Source organism: Kluyvera sp. 142486 (assembly GCF_046569695.1).
GTDB lineage: Bacteria > Pseudomonadota > Gammaproteobacteria > Enterobacterales > Enterobacteriaceae > Kluyvera.
In genome coordinates this window covers 22422-42531 of the sequence record NZ_JBKHUI010000004.1, presented here as the reverse complement: position 1 = coordinate 42531, position 20110 = coordinate 22422, and the positions used below count along the sequence as shown (strand labels likewise).

General features: G+C 52.5%; 18 protein-coding genes. 9 read left to right on the top strand and 9 right to left on the bottom strand.

From position 1 onward, the window contains the following. Positions 1-10: 10 nt before the first annotated feature. From ACLGE8_RS05975 to ACLGE8_RS05960, 4 genes are all read left to right on the top strand, one after another. Positions 11-628 carry a DMSO/selenate family reductase complex B subunit gene (locus tag ACLGE8_RS05975; protein ID WP_410997185.1) on the top strand — a complete coding sequence of 206 codons (618 nt, stop codon included), beginning with the start codon at positions 11-13 and terminating at the stop codon, positions 626-628. A gap of 1 nt (position 629) precedes the next feature. Next, entirely contained in the window at positions 630-1493 is an 864-nt protein-coding gene (locus tag ACLGE8_RS05970; RefSeq protein WP_410997183.1) for a dimethyl sulfoxide reductase anchor subunit family protein, read from the top strand. A gap of 261 nt (positions 1494-1754) precedes the next feature. Further along, entirely contained in the window at positions 1755-2906 is a 1152-nt protein-coding gene (locus ACLGE8_RS05965) for an MFS transporter (RefSeq protein ID WP_410997181.1), read from the top strand. Positions 2907-3154: 248 nt separating this feature from the next. Continuing rightward, the gene (locus ACLGE8_RS05960) at positions 3155-4576 is read left to right on the top strand and encodes an APC family permease (protein ID WP_410997179.1); all 1422 of its coding nucleotides are present in this window, start codon (positions 3155-3157) and stop codon (positions 4574-4576) included. A 41-nt stretch (positions 4577-4617) separates the two neighbouring features. Here ACLGE8_RS05960 and ACLGE8_RS05955 read toward each other — a convergent pair whose 3' ends face one another. From ACLGE8_RS05955 to ACLGE8_RS05935, 5 genes are read right to left on the bottom strand one after another with little or no spacing between them, the layout of a single operon-like run. Beyond that, positions 4618-5055 (bottom strand): PTS sugar transporter subunit IIA, encoded by a 438-nt coding sequence (locus ACLGE8_RS05955; protein WP_410997177.1) that lies wholly within the window; start codon positions 5053-5055, stop codon positions 4618-4620. A gap of 53 nt (positions 5056-5108) precedes the next feature. After that, positions 5109-6020, bottom strand: coding sequence for a transketolase family protein (locus ACLGE8_RS05950; RefSeq protein ID WP_410997530.1), 912 nt, complete (start codon positions 6018-6020; stop codon positions 5109-5111). Next, positions 6020-6817 (bottom strand): transketolase, encoded by a 798-nt coding sequence (locus ACLGE8_RS05945; RefSeq protein WP_410997175.1) that lies wholly within the window; start codon positions 6815-6817, stop codon positions 6020-6022. The genes ACLGE8_RS05950 and ACLGE8_RS05945 overlap by 1 nt, the downstream gene beginning before the upstream one ends. An 11-nt stretch (positions 6818-6828) precedes the next feature. Then, entirely contained in the window at positions 6829-8094 is a 1266-nt protein-coding gene (locus ACLGE8_RS05940; RefSeq protein WP_410997173.1) for a PTS ascorbate transporter subunit IIC, read from the bottom strand. Between the two features lie 15 nt (positions 8095-8109). Beyond that, positions 8110-8385 (bottom strand): PTS sugar transporter subunit IIB, encoded by a 276-nt coding sequence (locus tag ACLGE8_RS05935; RefSeq protein WP_410997171.1) that lies wholly within the window; start codon positions 8383-8385, stop codon positions 8110-8112. A 121-nt stretch (positions 8386-8506) separates the two neighbouring features. Here ACLGE8_RS05935 and ACLGE8_RS05930 point away from each other — a divergent pair, with 121 nt between their 5' ends. Beyond that, positions 8507-9355, top strand: coding sequence for a MurR/RpiR family transcriptional regulator (locus ACLGE8_RS05930; protein WP_410997169.1), 849 nt, complete (start codon positions 8507-8509; stop codon positions 9353-9355). Between the two features lie 98 nt (positions 9356-9453). Here ACLGE8_RS05930 and pflA read toward each other — a convergent pair whose 3' ends face one another. The 4 genes from pflA to ycaO form a co-directional block, all read right to left on the bottom strand. Then, positions 9454-10194, bottom strand: a complete 741-nt coding sequence (pflA, locus tag ACLGE8_RS05925; RefSeq protein WP_035892443.1) for a pyruvate formate lyase 1-activating protein — start codon at positions 10192-10194, stop codon at positions 9454-9456. Between the two features lie 205 nt (positions 10195-10399). Continuing rightward, complete coding sequence (pflB, locus tag ACLGE8_RS05920) at positions 10400-12682, bottom strand: formate C-acetyltransferase (protein WP_410997167.1); 2283 nt, start codon at positions 12680-12682, stop codon at positions 10400-10402. A 55-nt stretch (positions 12683-12737) separates the two neighbouring features. Further along, positions 12738-13595: a formate transporter FocA gene (gene focA, locus ACLGE8_RS05915; protein WP_368300613.1), complete on the bottom strand. Its 858-nt coding sequence runs from the start codon at positions 13593-13595 to the stop codon at positions 12738-12740. A gap of 405 nt (positions 13596-14000) precedes the next feature. Next, positions 14001-15761: a 30S ribosomal protein S12 methylthiotransferase accessory factor YcaO gene (gene ycaO / locus ACLGE8_RS05910; RefSeq protein ID WP_410997165.1), complete on the bottom strand. Its 1761-nt coding sequence runs from the start codon at positions 15759-15761 to the stop codon at positions 14001-14003. Between the two features lie 125 nt (positions 15762-15886). Between ycaO and ACLGE8_RS05905 the strand changes: the two genes are divergently transcribed. From ACLGE8_RS05905 to cmk, 4 genes are all read left to right on the top strand, one after another. Beyond that, positions 15887-16579 (top strand): DUF421 domain-containing protein, encoded by a 693-nt coding sequence (locus ACLGE8_RS05905; RefSeq protein ID WP_410997163.1) that lies wholly within the window; start codon positions 15887-15889, stop codon positions 16577-16579. A 162-nt stretch (positions 16580-16741) separates the two neighbouring features. Continuing rightward, complete coding sequence (serC, locus tag ACLGE8_RS05900) at positions 16742-17830, top strand: 3-phosphoserine/phosphohydroxythreonine transaminase (RefSeq protein WP_410997161.1); 1089 nt, start codon at positions 16742-16744, stop codon at positions 17828-17830. 70 nt (positions 17831-17900) lie between these two features. Beyond that, positions 17901-19184, top strand: coding sequence for a 3-phosphoshikimate 1-carboxyvinyltransferase (aroA, locus tag ACLGE8_RS05895; protein ID WP_410997159.1), 1284 nt, complete (start codon positions 17901-17903; stop codon positions 19182-19184). Between the two features lie 241 nt (positions 19185-19425). Beyond that, positions 19426-20109: a (d)CMP kinase gene (gene cmk, locus ACLGE8_RS05890; protein WP_410997157.1), complete on the top strand. Its 684-nt coding sequence runs from the start codon at positions 19426-19428 to the stop codon at positions 20107-20109. Position 20110 lies beyond the last annotated feature (1 nt).

The window sequence follows — 20110 nt, the reverse complement described above, 5'->3', positions numbered from 1 at the left end:
GGAGTAACCGATGACTACCCAATATGGCTTTTTTATTGACTCCGCTCGTTGCACCGGTTGTAAAACCTGTGAGCTGGCCTGTAAAGATTACAAAGACTTAACTCCTGATGTTAGCTTCCGTCGTATTTACGAATACGCAGGCGGCGACTGGCAGGAGGACAACGGCGTCTGGAATCAGAACGTCTTTGCTTACTATCTGTCCATCGCCTGTAACCACTGTGAAGATCCGGCCTGTACCAAAGTGTGCCCAAGCGGCGCGATGCACAAACGCGAAGACGGCTTTGTGGTGGTTAACGAAGATGTCTGCATAGGCTGTCGTTACTGCCATATGGCCTGCCCGTACGGTGCGCCGCAGTACAACGAAGCCAAAGGTCATATGACCAAATGCGACGGCTGTCATGAGCGTGTGGCGGAAGGCAAAAAGCCGATTTGCGTGGAATCCTGTCCGCTGCGTGCACTGGACTTTGGTCCTATCGAAGCGTTGCGTCAGAAGTACGGGCAACTGGCGGCGGTGGCGCCGCTGCCGTCCGCGCACTTCACCAAACCCAGCATTGTGATTAAACCCAACGCCAATGCACGTCCGTGCGGCGATACCACTGGCTATCTGGCCAATCCGAAGGAGGTGTGAGATGGGAAGTGGATGGCATGAATGGCCGTTGATGATCTTCACGGTATTTGGGCAATGTGTGGCGGGCGGATTTATCGTTCTGGCGCTGGCATTGATGAAAGGGCAACTGCCTCGTGAAAAGCAGCAGCGCATAGTGCTGAGTATGTTTGCGCTGTGGGTGCTGATGGGCATTGGCTTTATCGCTTCGACCATGCACCTCGGTTCACCGATGCGTGCCTTTAACTCGCTGAACCGCGTAGGTGCCTCCTCGCTGAGTAACGAAATTGCCAGTGGCGCAATCTTCTTTGCCGTCGGCGGTATCGGCTGGCTGCTGGCGGTCACCAATAAGCTTTCCTGCGCGCTGCGCAGCGTATGGCTGGTGGTGACGGCGGTACTGGGTGTGATGTTTGTCTGGATGATGGTGCGCGTCTATAACACCATTGATACCGTACCCACCTGGTACACCATCTGGACGCCGCTGAGCTTCTTCCTGACGCTGTTCATCGGCGGCCCGCTGCTCGGTTATCTGCTGCTGCGCTGGGCAGGCGTTGAAGGTTGGGGCATGCGTCTGCTTCCGGTTATCAGCCTGGCGGCACTGGTGGTGAGCGTGATTGTCACCACGATGCAGGGCGTAGAGTTGGCGTCGATTCAAAGCTCAATTCAGCAGGCTTCGGCCCTGGTGCCTGACTATGGCTCGCTGATGGCGTGGCGTATTGTCGCCATCGCCCTGGCGCTGGTTTGCTGGGTGGCGCCGCAGCTCAAAGGCTACCAGCCTGCGTTGCCGTTGCTGAGTCTGGCGTTTGTGTTGGTGCTGGTGGGGGAGATGCTGGGTCGCGGTGTTTTCTATGGCCTGCACATGACCGTCGGTATGGCGGTCGCTAGTTAAGCAAAATAAGCTGCCAGGGCCACGTGCCCTGGCACTTTTTGTCCATGAATTTTTTCAACTGAACCTTCCTCGATTGTTTCTCCTATTTTTCAATAAAAACAAAATAATAAGATAACTTAAACGATGCTTATCGATGCGTTGAATAAGAAACGTCAATCGTTGAGTCATAAAGCCCTGAATCGCTGAAATCAGGTGGATTGACAATGTTTTTGGCGGTGGCATGATGCGCACGAAATCTGTCTATCCTCACGGTTTGAACCCATGTCCACCTATACTCGCCCAGTGCTATTGTTGCTCTGTGGCTTACTCTTATTGACGCTGGCGATCGCGGTATTAAACACGCTCGTCCCGCTCTGGCTCGCCCATGAAAACTTGCCAACCTGGCAGGTGGGAGTGGTCAGCTCGTCCTATTTTACCGGCAACCTGGTGGGTACCATGCTCACTGGGCGACTGATTAAGCGCCTTGGCTTTAATTTCAGCTACTACATTGCGTCGCTGATTTTCGCCGCGGGCTGCGTTGGGCTGGGCTTTATGGTGGGTTTCTGGAGCTGGATGTTCTGGCGCTTTATCGCGGGCGTTGGCTGCGCCATGATTTGGGTGGTGGTGGAGAGTGCGCTGATGTGTAGCGGCACTTCGCGCAACCGTGGCCGTCTGCTGGCGGCCTATATGATGATGTATTACATCGGTACCGTGCTGGGGCAGATTATCGTTAGCCGCCTGCCGACGGACATGGCGACCATTCTTCCGCTGATGACCGGCGTGGTGCTGGCGGGTATTTTACCGCTGCTGTTTACCCGAATCCTGAACCAGCAGGAGGACGCGCAGGACGCAAGCACACGCGTCTGGCCGATGTTCAAACTGCGTCAGGCACGTCTGGGTGTAAATGGCTGCATTATTTCCGGTATCGTGCTGGGCTCACTCTATGGCCTGATGCCGCTGTACCTGAATCACCGCGGCGTCAGTGACTCCGGGATTGGATTCTGGATGGCGGTGATGGTCAGCGCCGGCATTCTGGGGCAGTGGCCGATTGGCCGTCTGGCAGACCGCTATGGCCGCCTGATGGTACTGCGCGTGCAGGTCTTTGTGGTGATTGTCGGCTGCCTGGGTATGCTGAGTCAGGCCGCGATGGCACCGGCGCTATTTATCCTCGGCGCAGCGGGATTCACGCTGTATCCGGTAGCGATGGCCTGGGCGTGTGAGAAAGTGGAGCATCATCAGCTGGTCTCCATGAATCAGGCGCTGCTGCTGAGCTATACCATTGGTAGCCTGGTTGGGCCGTCGCTGACGGCGATGCTGATGCAAAACTACTCTGATAACCTGCTGTTTATCATGATTGCCGGGGTATCGTTCGTCTATCTGATGATGCTGCTGCGCAAAGCCGGGCATCATCCTACGCCGGTGGCCCACGCCTGATCCTGTAGGCGCGTTGTGGCAACGTAACGCGCCAATCTTCCAGCATCACTATACTCAGTGATGCTGTGCTGCTTTTGCGTAGGTGAGGGCGAGCCTATATTCCTCTGACTTCCAGAAAATAAACCCGATTAAATGTGCGAGATGTTGGAATTTTGCACGTCTACGTTATCCATTTTGGAATAGTACTCGCATAATCTCCGTCGAAAAAAATCGCACTCGCGAATAATAACATTCAAGGAACGGAATTTATGGCAAGCGAACAAGAAAAGCAGCTGCGGTGGTATAACATCGCGCTGATGTCGTTTATTACGGTTTGGGGTTTCGGCAACGTCGTCAACAACTACGCCAACCAGGGGCTGGTGGTTGTTTTCTCATGGTTATTTATCTTCGCGCTCTATTTCACGCCCTATGCGCTTATCGTCGGTCAGCTTGGTTCGACCTTTAAAGACGGTAAGGGGGGCGTCAGTACCTGGATTAAAAATACGATGGGTCCGGGGCTGGCCTATCTGGCTGCCTGGACTTACTGGGTCGTCCATATTCCCTATCTCGCGCAGAAGCCTCAGGCCATCCTGATTGCGCTCGGTTGGGCGATAAAGGGAAATGGCTCGCTTATCACCGAGTATGGCGTGGTGGCGCTCCAGGGCTTCACGCTGGTGCTTTTCGTCTTCTTCATGTGGGTAGCATCCCGAGGGATGAAATCGCTGAAGCTGGTAGGATCGATTGCCGGAATCGCCATGTTCGTGATGTCGCTGCTGTACGTGGTGATGGCGGTCACGGCCCCCGCTATTACTGAGGTGAAAATTGCCACCACCAACATCACCTGGCAAACCTTTATCCCGCACTTTGACTTCACCTATATCACCACTATCTCGATGCTGGTATTTGCCGTGGGCGGCGCGGAAAAAATCTCGCCTTACGTCAATAACACCCGTAATCCAGGCAAAGAGTTCCCGCGTGGGATGATCTTCCTGGCGGTGATGGTTGCCGTGTGCGCCATCCTCGGATCGTTGGCGATGGGGATGATGTTCGACTCAAACAATATTCCTAACGACCTGATGGCGAACGGCCAGTATTACGCATTCCAGAAACTGGGCGATTACTACCATATGGGCAACACCCTGATGGTGATTTACGCCATCGCGAACACTCTGGGACAGATTGCCGCGCTGGTGTTCTCGATTGATGCACCGTTGAAGGTACTGCTCAGCGATGCCGACAGTCGCTATATCCCGCAGAAGCTCTGCAAAACCAATGCATCGGGTACGCCAGTCAATGGCTACTTGTTAACGCTGGTGCTGGTGGCGCTGCTGATTATGCTGCCGACGCTCGGCATCGGTGATATGAACGATCTCTACAAATGGCTGTTGAACCTGAACTCAGTAGTGATGCCGCTGCGCTATCTGTGGGTGTTCGTGGCGTTTATTGCGGTGATTCGTCTGGGGCAGAAATACCAGTCGGAGTATGTCTTTATCCGCAACCGGAAGCTTGCGCTGACCGTTGGCGTATGGTGCTTCCTGTTTACCGCGTTTGCCTGTCTGACCGGTATCTTCCCGAAGATGGCCGCCTTTACGCCTGAGTGGGCTTTCCAGCTGTCGCTTAACGTCGCCACGCCGTTTGTGCTGGTGGGATTAGGGCTGATCTTCCCGCTGCTGGCACGCAAACAACGTTAGAGCGAGCAAAGGGGATCAAAGGAGAACGATCCCCTGGGCGGTTATCGGTTGGCGGTCAGCAAGGCGAACTGCTGCTGGCTGCTGACGCTAGCCAGATGGTCTAAATGGTTATCCTCATCTAGCCAGCAGACCAGTCGCTGGATGGTCTGAATATGCTGGTCGCCGTTCGCTGCGGCCAGCACCACAATCAATCGTACGTCAGGGTGGCCGGGAAAGGCTACGGCTTCGGCGCAGCAAAGTAGCGACAGACGACTCTGCTGGCTTAACACCCCTTCTTCTGGACGAGCATGCGGCAGCGCAAATTCAGGACTAAGAATGTACCAGGGGCCGCTTTGCTCGGTAGTACTGATGATAGCTTGCGCATAGCTAGCGCTGATATCGCCTTGCTCTTCCAGCGGTTGGCAAGCAAGCTTAACGGCACTGCGCCAATCGAGTTTTCGAGCGGTGAACTGTCGAGCGGCAAAGAGCGCATTACCCATAATGAGTCTCCTGATGGTAAAGCCACCCGATGCTATGGGTGGCTGGGTCCTTGTTAGCTGAGCGCGCGGTACAGCGCGTCGCCGGAAATTCCGTATTTTGTCTTTAACTGCCGACTGTTCCCGGACTCAGTGAAGGTATCTTGTGTTCCCAGACGAGTCAGGCGGGCGGGATGGGCAACTTGCGCCAGCGTTTCGGCTATCTGCCCGCCAAGCCCACCGTTGACCGTATGATTCTCCAGTGAGGCGATTACTGGGCACCCTTCAATCAGCGCATAGAGAGCCTGTTGATTGAACGGCTTCAGCGTGGCCACGTGGATCAGTTTCCCTTTTTTCCCGCTGGCAAGGAGCTTTTCATACCCCTCGGTGGCCTGTTCAAGTACGGTCCCTTCAAAGATAATCGCAAAGTCATTGCCACTATCAGCAATAGCGGCGATATCTCTCACCCGCGGGACGACAGACTTATCTCGTACTGGCATGGGTTCACGCGCTACGCGGATGTAGACCGGCCCTTTGATGCTCACCGCCTGTTCAAATGCCTCCGCAACCTCTTCGGCATCCGCTGGGGTTAAAATCGTCAGGCCGGGAAGGACACGCGTCAGCGCCAGATCTTCTAGCGCGTGGTGCGATGCGCCGTCTGGGCCATCATCCATACCCGGGTGGCTGCCCACGAGCTTAATGTTTGCTTTGGCGTAGCAGGCCTGTCGCAGCTGGGTCCATGCTGTTCCGGTCACGAACATCGCGAAATTCACGTAAAAGGGGATGTTGCCTTCCAGCGCCTGACCAATGGCGAAGCTCATGGCTGAGCCTTCGGCAATGCCCATTTCAAAGAATGCATCGGGATAGGCCGTTTCAAATTGGTCGGTGCGCGTGGAGCTGGCTAAATCGCTATCGATGGCGACAATCGGGTAGCCTTTTTGCTTCAGGGCGATCAGAGCATGACCGATTTCATCGCGGGGTGCTTTCATCATTGCAACTCCTCCATTGCCTGCTGATACTGCTCGGTTGTTGGGGTTTTGGAATGCCAGTCGCCGTTGTTTTCCATGTAGCTCACGCCGCAGCCTTTAGTGGTGTGGGCGATAATGGCGATGGGTTTTCCTTTAAGATGGCGGGATAGCATCAGCGTGTCGGCAACCTGATGCATATCGTTGCCATTTTGCAGTTCCAGGACGTGCCAACCGAAATGGCGAACTTTATCTGCAAGGGGTTCCAGGTTGATGACCTGATTCACCGGGTCGTGCGAAGAGAAGCCGTTGTAGTCGATAATTGCCACCAGGTTGTCTATCTTCATATGCCCCGCCTGCTGTAACGTCTCCCAGATTTGTCCTTCATGCATTTCACCGTCACCAAGAATGGCGAAGACACGTTGAGTTTCACCGCGCTGTCTTTTGGCCGCAGCCATCCCGAAAGCGATGGACAATCCCTGGCCTAATAGCCCGGTTGTGGCATCGACTTCGGGCAGCGATTTGATGCTGGGGTGGCCCTGTAAACGAGAGTTAATCTGACGGAACGTACTGAATTCGCTACGGTCTATTTTCCCTTTCTGGTAGAGCATGGCGTATTGCGCGGCTACGGCATGGCCTTTACTCATTACGACCCGGGCGCGCGGCATTGCGGATAAATCTACTTCTTCATTGTAGATCCATGTCAGGATATCAATGATGGAAAGGGCGCCTCCGGGGTGACCAATACCCGACTCATAAATCATGCTGACAATGTCACGGCGCGCGCTCAATGCATGAGACTTCAGTTGCTCGATATTCATAGATTTTCCTTTTATGGCAGCATTTTGCCGATGTAGTAGACAACCAGACCCAAGGCGACAAAGTCGGTTTCAGGGAAGCTGGTCCCCGATAGCCCTACGGACTCCATGATTGGATAGATAAGCGCAGGGCCAATCCCTATCAGGATCCCGGTGATAAAACTGCCAGCAATGGCCCCTTTCCAGCCGCCGGAAGCATTGCCAAATACTGCCGCTGTGGCGCCGATGAAGAAGTAAGGGATAGCGACGGGAATAATCACCGTTTGGCCGAGGAGGGCGAGGAAGCCCATAACGACCAGGCCGCCGACGAACGAGGAGATAAATCCCAGCACTGTGGCCGTAGGTGCGTAGGGGAAGACCACCGGACAGTCGAGAGCCGGTTTAGCATTAGGGATAAATTTTTCTGAGATACCAAGGAATGCCGGTACGATCTCCGACAGCAGAAGTCGAACGCCGGTAATGATTATGTATAGCGATGCGGTGAAGGTCAGTGATTGATACAGTGGATAAACCAGCCAGTGCATGCCGCCTGCGGCGGCGGTAACTGCGGTTTTCCCGGCGGCCAGGGCTGCAATGTAGTAGAAGATACTGACAGAAATCGAGACCGAGACGATATAGTCTTTGAAGATTCCCAGCCAGCCTGGGAGGTTGAGCTTTTCCGTGGATTGTCTCGGATCTCCCACCTTCGAGCCAATCCATCCGGACGCTGCATAAGCCAGAGTGACGTAATGCCCCATGGCGATTTCGTCATTACCGGTTATCTTGCGCATCCACGGTTGGGCGATAGCCGGATACAAGCAGGCCGCCATGCCGAGTAAAATGGATCCGACGGCGATTGTCGTGAGATCGCCATAGCCCAGCGCTTTAAGCGTGACGGTGAGCAGCGCGGAAAGATACAGGTTGTGTTGCCCGGTCAGGAAAATGTACTTAAACGGTGTAAAACGGGCAAAGAATAGATTCCAGCCGAAGCCAAGAACCATAATTAGCGAAACGCACATCGCAAATTTGGTTTGCGCCAGGCCGGTTAATGCTTCGGCTAGCGGCATTACGCCTTTGAGACCGAAACCGTCGCTGAACAAGGTTTGAAAATTGCCCAGCGATGATACGGCCAACCCGGCGCCACCGGCAAAGACCAGGAAGCCGACGATAGTTTTAAAGGTACCAGAGAGTACCTTTTCAATCGGTTTACGCTGGATCAGTAGCCCGATGAGTGCAATAAAGCCAACTAAAAGTGGGGTTACGCCCAGAATGTCGAATACAATGAACTTTAGGAGATCCATATTTCCCCCGAGAGGTTAGTTGTTTTGAACGACGCTGGTGAGCGCAGATTCCATTTCTTCGCTGTTCATCAAATCGGTGATGCCGATTGCCCTGAACCCGGCCGCTTCAATTTCATCGGTGAGGTCGCGCATGGTGATAACAAAATCAATACCTTGCCAGGTGGCAAGCCCGGACAAGACATCGTGCTCAAGATCGATGTCCCAACCATGTTTATCAATGATTTTTTGGGCTTTGATTTTAAGCATCAATGAGCTACCCATACCGGTACGACAGACGATAAGACCTTTCATGAGACGTTCTCCTATTTGTGAAAATAATTATTTTTTATTATCATTACTTCGATAAAAATTATTATCACAAAGCAAACCGAAGAATGTGACTGAATTTGCATTTTGTGCAAAAAGGCGAAAAATGAGCCAGATAGATTGTAATTTATTGATAAACATAAGAAATGAGGCGTCTGGATTAAGCCCTATCCTTGAAAAAGTTGGGCGTTTTATCACAGAGAATCCTGATTTCGTGATGAGACACACGATTTCCGAGCTGGCAGATTCAATTGATACCAGTGAAGGCAGCATTACGCGTTTTTGTCGAGCGTTTGGGTTTAAGGGGTTTTCAGACTTCAGAACCGCGCTGGCGTTAGAGCAGGGAGCTGCGCGTTCGGGTGATGATATGGGTGAAGAGACCTCTGCGGTTATCGCCAGCATCCGTGACAGTAATGCGATCGTTGATAGCATCGAGCTACATTCGGTAGCCATATGGCTGAATCAGCTTAGCAATATCGCTATTTACGCGGTGGGTACCGCAGTACCGGTAGCTCAGTTTTTGCAGATGAATCTGGCGCAAATGGGGAAAATTGCTAACTTTATCGACCGCTCATATCCCTCGGTCATTTCACCGCTTGCGGATGGCGACAAGACGGGGATTATCGTTATTCATACTGAACAGACCTCCGCTGATATGATTCAGGTACTGGCGTTGGCGAAGAAGCAGGGAATCAAAATCTTATCGCTAACCCGAGGAGCATTTGCACCGTTGAACCGACTGTCTGACTGGAATTTGCAGGCGGCCGTTGCGTTACAGGGAGAGGGGGAATCAGGGTTTGCAGAGATCGCCGGAGCCATGATGGTGGCGGATCGCCTGTTAAGCGAGCTGGAAGGACAGGACGAACGCTATAGCCAGTGCCGGAAGGCGCACCAGAAGCGCATTTTCTCGATTGAGAGTGTGACGAACAAGCTGTCGGAATATTTTATGTCATAACCAAAAAGAACCCGGCGTCGCTTGCGCTCGGCCGGGCCTTACATCTGACAAATCTGTAGCCCGGCCGAGCGTAAGCAACGCCGGGGCGAGCAGGGGAGTTAGTACATCACCTTGTGACCATACTGCTCGAGGATGCCTTTCACGCGTTCCATGGTCTCTTTCTTCGGCGGGTGCACGCCGTCCAGCTTGTACTCTTCGCCCATCGCCACCCACTTGTGTTTACCCAACTCGTGATAAGGCAGTAGCTCGATTTTCTCAACGTTGCCCATATCGCGGGTAAACTCGCCGAGTCGATGTGCTGAGTCGTCATCGTCTGACCAGCCAGGTACCACGACGTAGCGGATCCAAACGTTAATGTTTTTCTTCGACAGATACTGGGCAAACTCCAGTGTACGATGGTTGGAGACGCCGACCAGGTTCTGGTGAATGTCGTCGTTCATCTGTTTAAGATCGAGCATGACGAGGTCGGTAACCTCCAGCAGCTCATCAATCACCGGATCGTAACGACGGACGAAACCGTTGGTATCGAGACAGGTATGAATACCTTCTTTGTGACAAGCGCGGAACCAGTCGCGCACAAACTCGGCCTGCAGAATAGCTTCACCGCCGGACGCGGTCACGCCGCCGCCGGATGCATTCATAAAGTGGCGGTAGGTCACCACTTCTTTCATCAACTCTTCAACGGTGATCTCTTTACCGCCGTGGGTGTCCCAGGTATCACGGTTGTGGCAATACAGGCAGCGCATCAGGCAGCCCTGGAAGAAGGTAATAAAACGGATGCCTGGGCCATCAACGGTGCCACAGGACTCAAAGGAGTGAATACGACCAATTACAGACATTGCGGTGTTATCTCCAGTTCTTCCCGGCTTTACAGCCAGGTTTGCGAGCACGGTTATAAAGCCGCGTCGAGTTTATTTTGCTTGTTAACTTCAGTATAGAAGTCAGCAAGCAAAATCCACTCAGCGAGTGTTGATTATAAGAAAGGCCCCACCGAGGTGGAGCCTTCATTTTACGCGTTTTTAATCGCGATTTCAGTCAAATCTATTAGATAGATTGAGTGAAAGTACGGGTAATAACGTCCTGCTGCTGTTCTTTAGTCAGGGAGTTAAAACGTACTGCGTAGCCAGATACACGGATAGTCAGCTGAGGATATTTCTCAGGGTTTTCCATCGCATCGAGCAGCATTTCGCGGTTCATAACGTTAACGTTCAGGTGCTGACCGCCTTCGATAGACGCTTCGTGGTGGAAGTAACCATCCATCAGACCTGCAAGGTTGGTTTTACGAACATCGTCGTCTTTACCCAGAGCGTTAGGAACGATAGAGAAGGTGTAAGAGATACCATCTTTAGCGTAAGCAAACGGCAGTTTAGCAACGGAGGTCAGAGAGGCAACAGCACCTTTCTGGTCACGACCGTGCATTGGGTTAGCACCTGGGCCGAATGGCGCGCCAGCGCGACGACCGTCTGGGGTGTTACCAGTTTTCTTACCATAAACCACGTTAGAGGTGATGGTCAGAACAGACTGAGTCGGGATAGCGTTACGGTAAGTAGTCAGTTTCTGAATTTTCTTCATGAAACGTTCTACCAGGTCAACCGCCATGTCATCGACGCGAGCGTCGTTGTTACCAAACTGCGGGTATTCGCCTTCGATTTCGAAGTCAACAGCCAGACCGTTTTCATCACGAATCGGTTTAACTTTCGCATATTTGATTGCAGACAGGGAGTCAGCAGCAACGGACAGACCAGCGATACCACACGCCATGGTGCGGATAACGTCACGGTCGTGCAGCGCCATCAGAGAAGCTTCGTAGCTGTACTTGTCGTGCATGTAGTGGATGACGTTCAGCGCGGTGACGTACTGTTTAGCCAGCCAATCCATGAAGTGGTCCATACGATCCATAACTTCGTCGTAGCTCAGAACGTCGCCTTTCATTGGCTCAGTTTTAGGACCAACCTGCATTTTCAGTTTTTCATCAACGCCGCCGTTGATGGCGTACAACATGGTTTTCGCCAGGTTTGCACGTGCACCGAAGAACTGCATTTGTTTACCAACGATCATTGGGCTTACGCAGCAAGCGATAGCGTAGTCATCGTTGTTAAAGTCAGGACGCATCAGGTCATCGTTCTCGTACTGCAGAGAAGAGGTGTCGATGGACACTTTAGCGGCATATTTTTTGAACGCCAGTGGCAGTTTCTCAGACCACAGAACGGTGATGTTCGGTTCTGGAGAAGGACCCATGGTGTACAGGGTATTCAGGAAACGGAAGCTGTTTTTGGTAACCAGAGTACGGCCATCAACGCCCATACCTGCGATAGATTCAGTCGCCCAGATTGGGTCACCGGAGAACAGTTCATCATACTCAGGGGTACGCAGGAAGCGAACCATACGCAGTTTCATGACCAGGTGGTCAATCATTTCCTGAGCGTCTTGCTCAGTGATTTTGCCTGCTTTCAGGTCACGTTCGATGTAGATATCCAGGAAGCTGGAAGTACGACCGAAGGACATTGCAGCGCCGTTCTGAGATTTAACCGCAGCCAGGTAGCCGAAGTAAGTCCACTGGATAGCTTCCTGAGCGTTGGTAGCCGGACCAGAGATGTCGTAGCCGTATTTAGCAGCCATCTCTTTGATCTGACCCAGCGCACGGTGCTGTTCAGAGATTTCTTCACGCAGACGGATAGTCGCTTCCAGGTTTACGCCGTTTTCCAGGTCAGACTGCAGAGACAGGAACTGTGCGTATTTGTCTTTCATCAGGAAGTCGATACCGTACACCGCGATGCGACGGTAGTCACCGATGATACGACCACGGCCGTAAGCATCTGGCAGACCAGTCAGAACGCCAGATTTACGGCAGTTCAGAATGTCTTTGGTGTAAACATCGAATACGCCCTGGTTATGGGTTTTGCGGTATTCGGTGAAGATTTTTTTGATCATTGGATCCAGTTCGCGATCATACGCTTTGCAGGAACCTTCGATCATTTTGATGCCACCGAACGGGATAAGAGCACGTTTCAGTGGGGCTTCAGTCTGCAGACCAACGATTTTTTCCAGCGACTTATTAATGTAGCCAGCGTCGTGGGAAGTGATGGTTGAAGCTACGGCGGTGTCAAAGTCAACTGGCGCATGGGTGCGGTTTTCCAGTTTAACGCCTTCCATAACGCTGTCCCACAGCTTGGTGGTCGCTTCAGTAGCGCCAGCCAGGAAGGACTCGTCACCCTCATATGGAGTGTAGTTTTTCTGGATGAAGTCACGTAAGTTTACTTCATTCTGCCAATCACCTTTGGTAAAACCTTCCCAGGCTGCGGCTAACTTTTCATTAAGTTCGGACATGTAACACCTACCTTCTTAAGTGGACTTTTTATTTACTGCCTGGAGCAATCGTCAATTAATGACGGTCACCGCCACGCAGGTAAATGACCCAGTATGTCAACCCGACCAACAAACCGCCGCCGATGATGTTCCCGATGGTGACAGGAATCAGGTTATCGGTGATGAAGTGCATCACGGTCAGGTGAGAGAAACTTTCCGGAGTAGAACCGATAGCGGTCCAGAATTCCGGGCTAGCAAAATCGCGTATTACGATACCCATCGGGATCATAAACATGTTTGCGATACTGTGCTCAAAACCGCTGGCAACGAACATAGCAACCGGTAAAACCATAATCATGGCTTTATCCATCAGGCTGCGGCCAGAGTAGCTCATCCACACCGCCAGACAGACCATCAGGTTCGCCAGGATGCCGAGAGCGACGGCTTCGATAAATGTATGGTGCATTTTGTGGTCAGCGGTTTGCAGGACGTTTAGCCCCCATCCGCCGTTGGCCGTCATGTACTCGCCGGACAGCCACATCAGCAGCACAAAGAGCAAGCAGCCAATCAGGTTACCAACATAGACGTTGAGCCAGTTTTTCGCCAATTGACCCCAGGTTATGCGGCCGCTAGCTTTCGCCACCACGATCAGCACGGTAGAGGTAAAGAGGTCTGCGCCACAAATCACGCAAAGAATTAAGCCCAGGGAGAAGCAAATACCACCAATGAGTTTCGCGATGCCGAATGGCATACCAGCGGTACCCGTGGTTGCGGTAATGTAAAAAACAAAAGCAATCGAGATAAAGACGCCCGCAGTAATCGCCAGATAAAAGGTTTTCAGCGGATGCTTGGTTGCTTTATAGACACCTGCTTCTTCGGCAACTTTGGCCATCGCAGCAGGAAGGAGTAGATCAAAAGGGTTGTCAGCTTTCACACTAACTCTCTCTTTTTATTTAATCGGCGACGAGATACTAACAAAGCATTATAGATGAGAATTTGATATAGATCATATCTCGCCTGGCTTATAGGCCTGAAGAACGAATGGTTTTTCAACGAACTCAGGGTAATTTATTGAATCTAATAATAAAAATAAATTTTAAGATTTGCAAATTCAGTTGAATTTTTTCTTTACCCTTCATTTTATGAGTTAATTAAAATGGAGTAATCATTATGTAAATTCACAATAAATGTAAGCTACTAAATATCGTGTTTACTTATGTTTAACTTTATTTTCACAGTTCTATGAGGCAGAGCGTGAAAATAAAAATAGGGGCCAATAATTGGCCCCGTAATATAGCGTAGACTGTACGTTAAACCTACTTTTTCTGTGGGAAAGATCCTACTTAGCCCAGAAAGCCGCTTTCGCGCGCTGCAGCTTCTCGTAGGCCTGCAGAAGCGACTGATGCGCAGGGAAGGCTTCCAGGGAGCCATCAGCAGGCTGCAGGCCATAGAAGGCCTCTTCACCGCTCAGTGCTGCGCTGGCCGCTTCTACGGCATCGGCACCGTACATGCGGACGAAAGCGTTCAGGTACTGCAGAGGTTCACGTTCTTCTTCCTGAGACAGCAGTAGCAGCGTTTGCAGACAACGGTAGTAGTTAGCACGCTCTGCGCTGAACACAGAAGCATTGAACTCCATGGTCCACTCGGTCCAGATCAGCGCCTGCTCGAGGTCGCCGCCCGCCAGTGCCAGCATGGCTTTTAGTTCACCAACGCGCAGGGTCGACCAGCCGTTATTTGGACCGGTGGCCAGGCCCAGCAGCTCGCGTACGCGGGTGAAATCATCCAGGCCTTCATCATCCATCTGTTCGATAAGATTCAGGTACTCTTCTTTTTCCCATTCGCTGCCCGGCAGGGAGAGAATGGTGTCGCGCAGGTGGCTGCCCATATTATTGTTGGCGAGCCACAGATCTTCTGCCGGATAGATATCGGACATGCCCGGTACGATGATACGGCAAGCGTAAACGCTCAGATGCTCGTAGTCGGCGATGTATACTTCTTTATCTTCTTCTTTGAAGATAGCCATCAGCGTGGCGAACTCTTCTTCGGTGGTGCCTGAGAAGTTCCAGTCGGCAAACGGATAGTCGGCGTCCTGTTTGAACATGTCCCAGGAGATCAGACCGCTGGAGTCGATGAAGTGGGTTTCAAGGTTAGTGTGTTCTGCCACTTCTTCGTCGTCGAAGGTCGGTGGGGTGAACACATCGAGATCTTTCAGGCCGCGGCCCTGCAGCAGTTCGGTAACCGTACGCTCCAGCGCTACGCCGAAATCAGGGTGCGCGCCGAAGGAGGCGAAGCAGGTACCGTTGGCTGGGTTGAACAGCACCACGCAGATAACCGGATATTTACCGCCTAATGAACCGTCGTAAGCGAAAATTGGGAAACCTTCCGCTTCCAGCGTTTTGATGGACTCAACCACGCCTGGGTAGCGTGCCAGCACGTCGGCCGGAATTTCCGGCAGGCTGATGCTTTCTGCGATGATACGGTTTTTCACGTAGCGTTCGAAGACTTCCGACAGCCCCTGGACGCGGGCTTCATTACGGGTATTACCCGCCGACATGCCGTTAGAAACGTACAGGTTAGCCACGATGTTCATTGGAATATAGATGGTTTCACCGTCGGACTGACGGGTAAACGGCAGGCCGCATACGCCGCGATCGTCGTTGCCGGACTGCAGGTCGACCAGCATGCTGGCGGTCAACTGATCGTCAGGATCGTAGAACGCACGCAGGCGAGCATCGAGCAGGCCTTCTGGCACTTCGTCGTCGTCGGTTAACGGGAACCATTTTTCGTTCGGATAGTGAACGAACGGGTCGTTAGCGATTTTGTCACCCAGCCAGAAGTCGGCGAAGAAGTAGTTGGTGGATAGACGTTCAAAATACTCGCCCAGCGCGGAGGCCAGCGCGGCTTTTTTAGTTGCGCCTTTACCGTTGGTAAAGCACAGAGAGCATGCCTTATCACGAATATGCACCGACCAGACGTTAGGAACCGGGTTCAGCCAGGAGGCTTCTTCAATATCGAAGCCCAGGTCGAGCAGCTTTTGCTGGAAGCGAGCGATGGAATCTTCCAGTGCGGCATCTTTGCCGGGAATATAGGTTTGCGTCATAGCAATCTCTTTTGTCGTACGGAAAGCGCGCAATGATACGGGTTTTGCGTGACAGGTGCTATCTCCGGCGAAAATAAAAGGTGGCGCTATGCTTATAGAAAATAACCTTTTATTAAGGCATAAAAATGAAAGTGTTTGATCTCCAAAGGATGGCGTTTGATAAAGTTCCACCTGAATTTTTGGCTGAAGTGGTAATCAGAAGCTTATTCACTTTCGTATTAGTCTTTTTATTCCTCAAAATGACCGGACGACGCGGCGTTCGCCAGATGTCGCTGTTTGAAGTTCTGATAATTCTGACGCTCGGCTCGGCGGCGGGAGACGTGGCATTTTATGACGATGTGCCGATGCTGCCTGTCTTTGCGGTTTTTGTGTCCCTTGCCTTACTTTACCGTCTGGTGATGTGGCTGATGGCAAAAAGTGGAAAAATCCAGGATCTGCTGGAGGGTAAAGCTATTGTCATCGTAGAAGAAGGGCAGTTAGCCTGGGAAAACGTGCGTAAAGCGAATATGACCGAGCTCGATTTTTTTATGGAGCTGCGGCTTAGCAGTATCGAGCAGTTGGGTCAGATTCGCTTAGCCATTATGGAAACTAACGGGCAGATAAGCGTGTTCTATTACGACGATGAAGATGTTAAACCGGGATTGTGTATTTTACCGGACAGTTTGACTCAGCGATTTAACGTCGTGCCAGGGCCCGGTCAATACGCCTGTGTAAAATGTAGCTATATCGTCAGTATGCAGGCGGGCGATCATCAATTATGTCCGCGCTGCATGAATCCGATATGGATGAAGGTTAGTCGGGCTAAACGCATTGCCTGACAGGAATTTTGTCGGTTTAGCTGCGTCAGGATGGCAGAATGTATTGTGTGATGGGTGCCGCATTTTGCGGGGCAAAAGTTTTAGACATTGCGGCGCGTGTCACTGAATGATAAAACCAATATCCACAGTTATTACTTATGGCTTTTAGCGTGGTGAGGGAAAATGGCTCAGGTCTTTAATTTTAGTTCAGGTCCGGCAATGTTACCGGCAGATGTTCTTAAACTGGCGCAGAAAGAACTGTGCGACTGGAACGGCTTAGGTACGTCGGTAATGGAAGTTAGCCACCGCGGTAAAGAGTTTATCCGTGTGGCGGAAGAAGCAGAAAAGGATTTCCGCGACCTGCTTAACATCCCTTCCAACTATAAAGTGCTGTTCTGTCACGGCGGCGGTCGCGGCCAGTTCGCGGGCGTACCGTTGAATATTCTTGGCGACAAAACCACGGCGGACTACGTTGACGCAGGCTACTGGGCGGCAAGCGCGGTTAAAGAAGCGAAAAAATATTGCACCCCGAACGTCATTGACGCCAAAGTGACCGTTGACGGCAAGCGCGCGGTGAAACCGATGCGCGACTGGCAGCTCTCTGACAACGCGGCTTATCTGCACTACTGCCCGAACGAAACTATCGACGGCATTGCCATCGAAGAGACGCCAGACTTTGGTAAAGACGTGATTGTTGCCGCCGATTTCTCCTCAACTATTCTTTCTCGCCCAATCGACGTAAGCCGTTATGGCGTTATTTACGCTGGCGCGCAGAAAAACATCGGCCCGGCGGGCTTAACGCTGGTTATCGTGCGTGAAGACCTGCTGGGTAAAGCGCATGTTGCTTGCCCATCTATTCTCGACTACACCGTGCTGAACGATAACGACTCCATGTTCAACACGCCGCCGACTTTCGCCTGGTATCTGGCGGGGCTGGTCTTCAAATGGCTGAAAGAGCAGGGCGGCGTTGCTGCAATGGACCGCATTAATCAGCAGAAGGCCGATCTTCTGTATAACACCATTGATGGCAGCGATTTCTATCGTAACGACGTGGCAAGCACCAACCGTTCACGTATGAACGTGCCGTTCCAGCTGGCGGACAGCGCGCTGGACAAATTGTTCCTCGAAGAGTCCTTTGCGGCGGGTCTGCATGCGCTGAAAGGCCACCGCGTGGTGGGCGGGATGCGTGCTTCTATCTATAACGCCATGCCGCTGGCAGGCGTACAGACGCTGACGGAATTCATGCAGGATTTCGAACGTCGTCACGGTTAATCTGATTTTTTATTCATCCCCACGGCCTGCCCGTGGGGTTTTTACTTCTGTTTTTTGAGAGTTGAGTTTCATGGAATCCCTGACGTTACAACCTATCGCGCGCGTCGATGGCACGATTAACCTGCCTGGTTCTAAAAGCGTGTCTAACCGCGCTTTGCTGCTGGCGGCTTTAGCGCGCGGCACGACCGTTCTGACTAACCTGCTGGACAGCGATGATGTCCGCCACATGCTGAACGCGTTGAAGGCGCTGGGAATTCAATACACCCTGTCTGATGACCGCACCCGCTGTGAAGTGACCGGCAACGCCGGCCCGCTGCAGGCCTCTGGCGATCTGGAACTGTTCCTGGGCAACGCCGGTACCGCAATGCGTCCGTTGGCGGCAGCGCTGTGTCTTGGCACAAACAATATCGTCCTGACCGGCGAACCGCGTATGAAAGAGCGCCCGATTGGTCACCTGGTTGACGCTCTGCGTCAGGGCGGCGCGCAGATTGAGTATCTGGAGCAGGAAAACTATCCGCCGCTGCGCCTGAAAGGCGGTTTTAACGGTGGCAGCGTTGAGGTAGACGGCAGCGTCTCCAGCCAGTTCCTGACCGCGCTGCTGATGACGGCGCCGCTGGCACCGCAGGATACGACTATCACCATTAAAGGTGACCTTGTCTCCAAACCGTATATCGACATCACGCTGCATCTGATGAAAACGTTTGGTGTTGAAGTAGAAAACCAGAACTACCAGCGCTTTATCGTGCGTGGCGGCCAGCAGTACGTTTCTCCGGGCCAGTATCTGGTCGAAGGCGATGCCTCGTCTGCGTCCTACTTCCTCGCCGCGGGCGCCATTAAAGGCGGTACCGTGAAGGTGACGGGGATTGGCCGCTATAGTGTGCAGGGCGACATTCGCTTTGCTGATGTGCTGGAAAAAATGGGCGCAACCATCACCTGGGGCGACGATTTCATCGCTTGTACCCGTGGCGAGTTGAACGCTATCGATATGGATATGAACCACATTCCTGATGCGGCGATGACTATCGCGACGGCAGCGCTGTTTGCGAAAGGGACAACCACGCTGCGCAATATCTACAACTGGCGCGTGAAAGAGACTGACCGCCTGTTCGCGATGGCGACCGAACTGCGTAAAGTGGGAGCGGAAGTGGAAGAGGGCGAAGACTACATTCGCGTTACGCCACCAGCAGCGCTGAATTTTGCCGAGATTGGCACCTACAACGATCACCGTATGGCGATGTGCTTCTCGCTGGTGGCGCTGTCGGATACGCCGGTCACCATTCTTGACCCGAAATGTACGGCGAAAACCTTCCCGGACTATTTCGAACAGTTGGCGCGCATCAGTACGTTAGCGTGATAGTCAGTTTTGTCTGTATAAACGCCGGTGGAATGCCGGCGTTTTCGTTCATTCCTATGGGCGAAAAGTAAATCCGTGTCAGTTTTAAACCTCCTCCGGCGTCAGCCCTCTATACTTATCTATTCTCCTGTACTTCATGGGGCTAATTCTGGAATTCGCAGACAAAGGTAACCGTCCGGCCCAGAGATGCGTATAATGCGCGGCGTTTACGTTATATATGCCTTTTGTTAAGGAGAAAGAGATGACGGCAATTGCCCCGGTAATTACCATTGACGGCCCAAGTGGCGCGGGTAAAGGCACGCTGTGCAAAGCAATGGCAGAAGCATTGCAATGGCATTTGCTGGACTCAGGCGCAATCTATCGCGTGCTGGCTTTGGCCGCGCTGCACCATCATGTGGACGTTGCTTCTGAAGACGCGTTAGTACCACTGGCCGTGCATCTGGACGTACGCTTCGTCTCTACGGACGGCACGCTGGAAGTCATTCTGGAAGGTGAAGACGTTAGCGGCGAAATTCGCACTCAGGAAGTGGCCAATGCGGCTTCGCAAGTGGCCGCGTTTCCACGCGTGCGCGAGGCGCTGTTGCGCCGTCAGCGCGGTTTCCGTGAAGCGCCTGGCCTGATTGCAGATGGCCGCGATATGGGGACCGTGGTGTTCCCGGATGCGCCGGTGAAAATTTTCCTTGATGCCTCATCGGAAGAACGCGCACACCGCCGCATGCTACAGTTGCAGGAAAAGGGCTTTAGTGTTAACTTTGAGCGCCTTTTGGCAGAGATAAAGGAGCGTGATGACCGCGATCGTAATCGTGCTGTTGCGCCACTGGTTCCTGCCGCCGATGCTTTAGTGTTGGATTCCACCACCTTAAGCATTGAGCAAGTAATTGAAAAAGCGTTAGACTATGCGCGCCAGAAACTGGCAATCGCGTAAA

Coding starts and splice junctions, on each gene's coding strand:
- ACLGE8_RS05975 (WP_410997185.1), top strand. CDS start 11: ATGACTACCCAATATGGCTTTTTTATTGACTCCGCTCGTTGCACCGGT.
- ACLGE8_RS05970 (WP_410997183.1), top strand. CDS start 630: ATGGGAAGTGGATGGCATGAATGGCCGTTGATGATCTTCACGGTATTT.
- ACLGE8_RS05965 (WP_410997181.1), top strand. CDS start 1,755: ATGTCCACCTATACTCGCCCAGTGCTATTGTTGCTCTGTGGCTTACTC.
- ACLGE8_RS05960 (WP_410997179.1), top strand. CDS start 3,155: ATGGCAAGCGAACAAGAAAAGCAGCTGCGGTGGTATAACATCGCGCTG.
- ACLGE8_RS05955 (WP_410997177.1), bottom strand. CDS start 5,055: ATGGGTAATGCGCTCTTTGCCGCTCGACAGTTCACCGCTCGAAAACTC.
- ACLGE8_RS05950 (WP_410997530.1), bottom strand. CDS start 6,020: ATGAAAGCACCCCGCGATGAAATCGGTCATGCTCTGATCGCCCTGAAG.
- ACLGE8_RS05945 (WP_410997175.1), bottom strand. CDS start 6,817: ATGAATATCGAGCAACTGAAGTCTCATGCATTGAGCGCGCGCCGTGAC.
- ACLGE8_RS05940 (WP_410997173.1), bottom strand. CDS start 8,094: ATGGATCTCCTAAAGTTCATTGTATTCGACATTCTGGGCGTAACCCCA.
- ACLGE8_RS05935 (WP_410997171.1), bottom strand. CDS start 8,385: ATGAAAGGTCTTATCGTCTGTCGTACCGGTATGGGTAGCTCATTGATG.
- ACLGE8_RS05930 (WP_410997169.1), top strand. CDS start 8,507: ATGAGCCAGATAGATTGTAATTTATTGATAAACATAAGAAATGAGGCG.
- pflA (WP_035892443.1), bottom strand. CDS start 10,194: ATGTCTGTAATTGGTCGTATTCACTCCTTTGAGTCCTGTGGCACCGTT.
- pflB (WP_410997167.1), bottom strand. CDS start 12,682: ATGTCCGAACTTAATGAAAAGTTAGCCGCAGCCTGGGAAGGTTTTACC.
- ycaO (WP_410997165.1), bottom strand. CDS start 15,761: ATGACGCAAACCTATATTCCCGGCAAAGATGCCGCACTGGAAGATTCC.
- ACLGE8_RS05905 (WP_410997163.1), top strand. CDS start 15,887: ATGAAAGTGTTTGATCTCCAAAGGATGGCGTTTGATAAAGTTCCACCT.
- serC (WP_410997161.1), top strand. CDS start 16,742: ATGGCTCAGGTCTTTAATTTTAGTTCAGGTCCGGCAATGTTACCGGCA.
- aroA (WP_410997159.1), top strand. CDS start 17,901: ATGGAATCCCTGACGTTACAACCTATCGCGCGCGTCGATGGCACGATT.
- cmk (WP_410997157.1), top strand. CDS start 19,426: ATGACGGCAATTGCCCCGGTAATTACCATTGACGGCCCAAGTGGCGCG.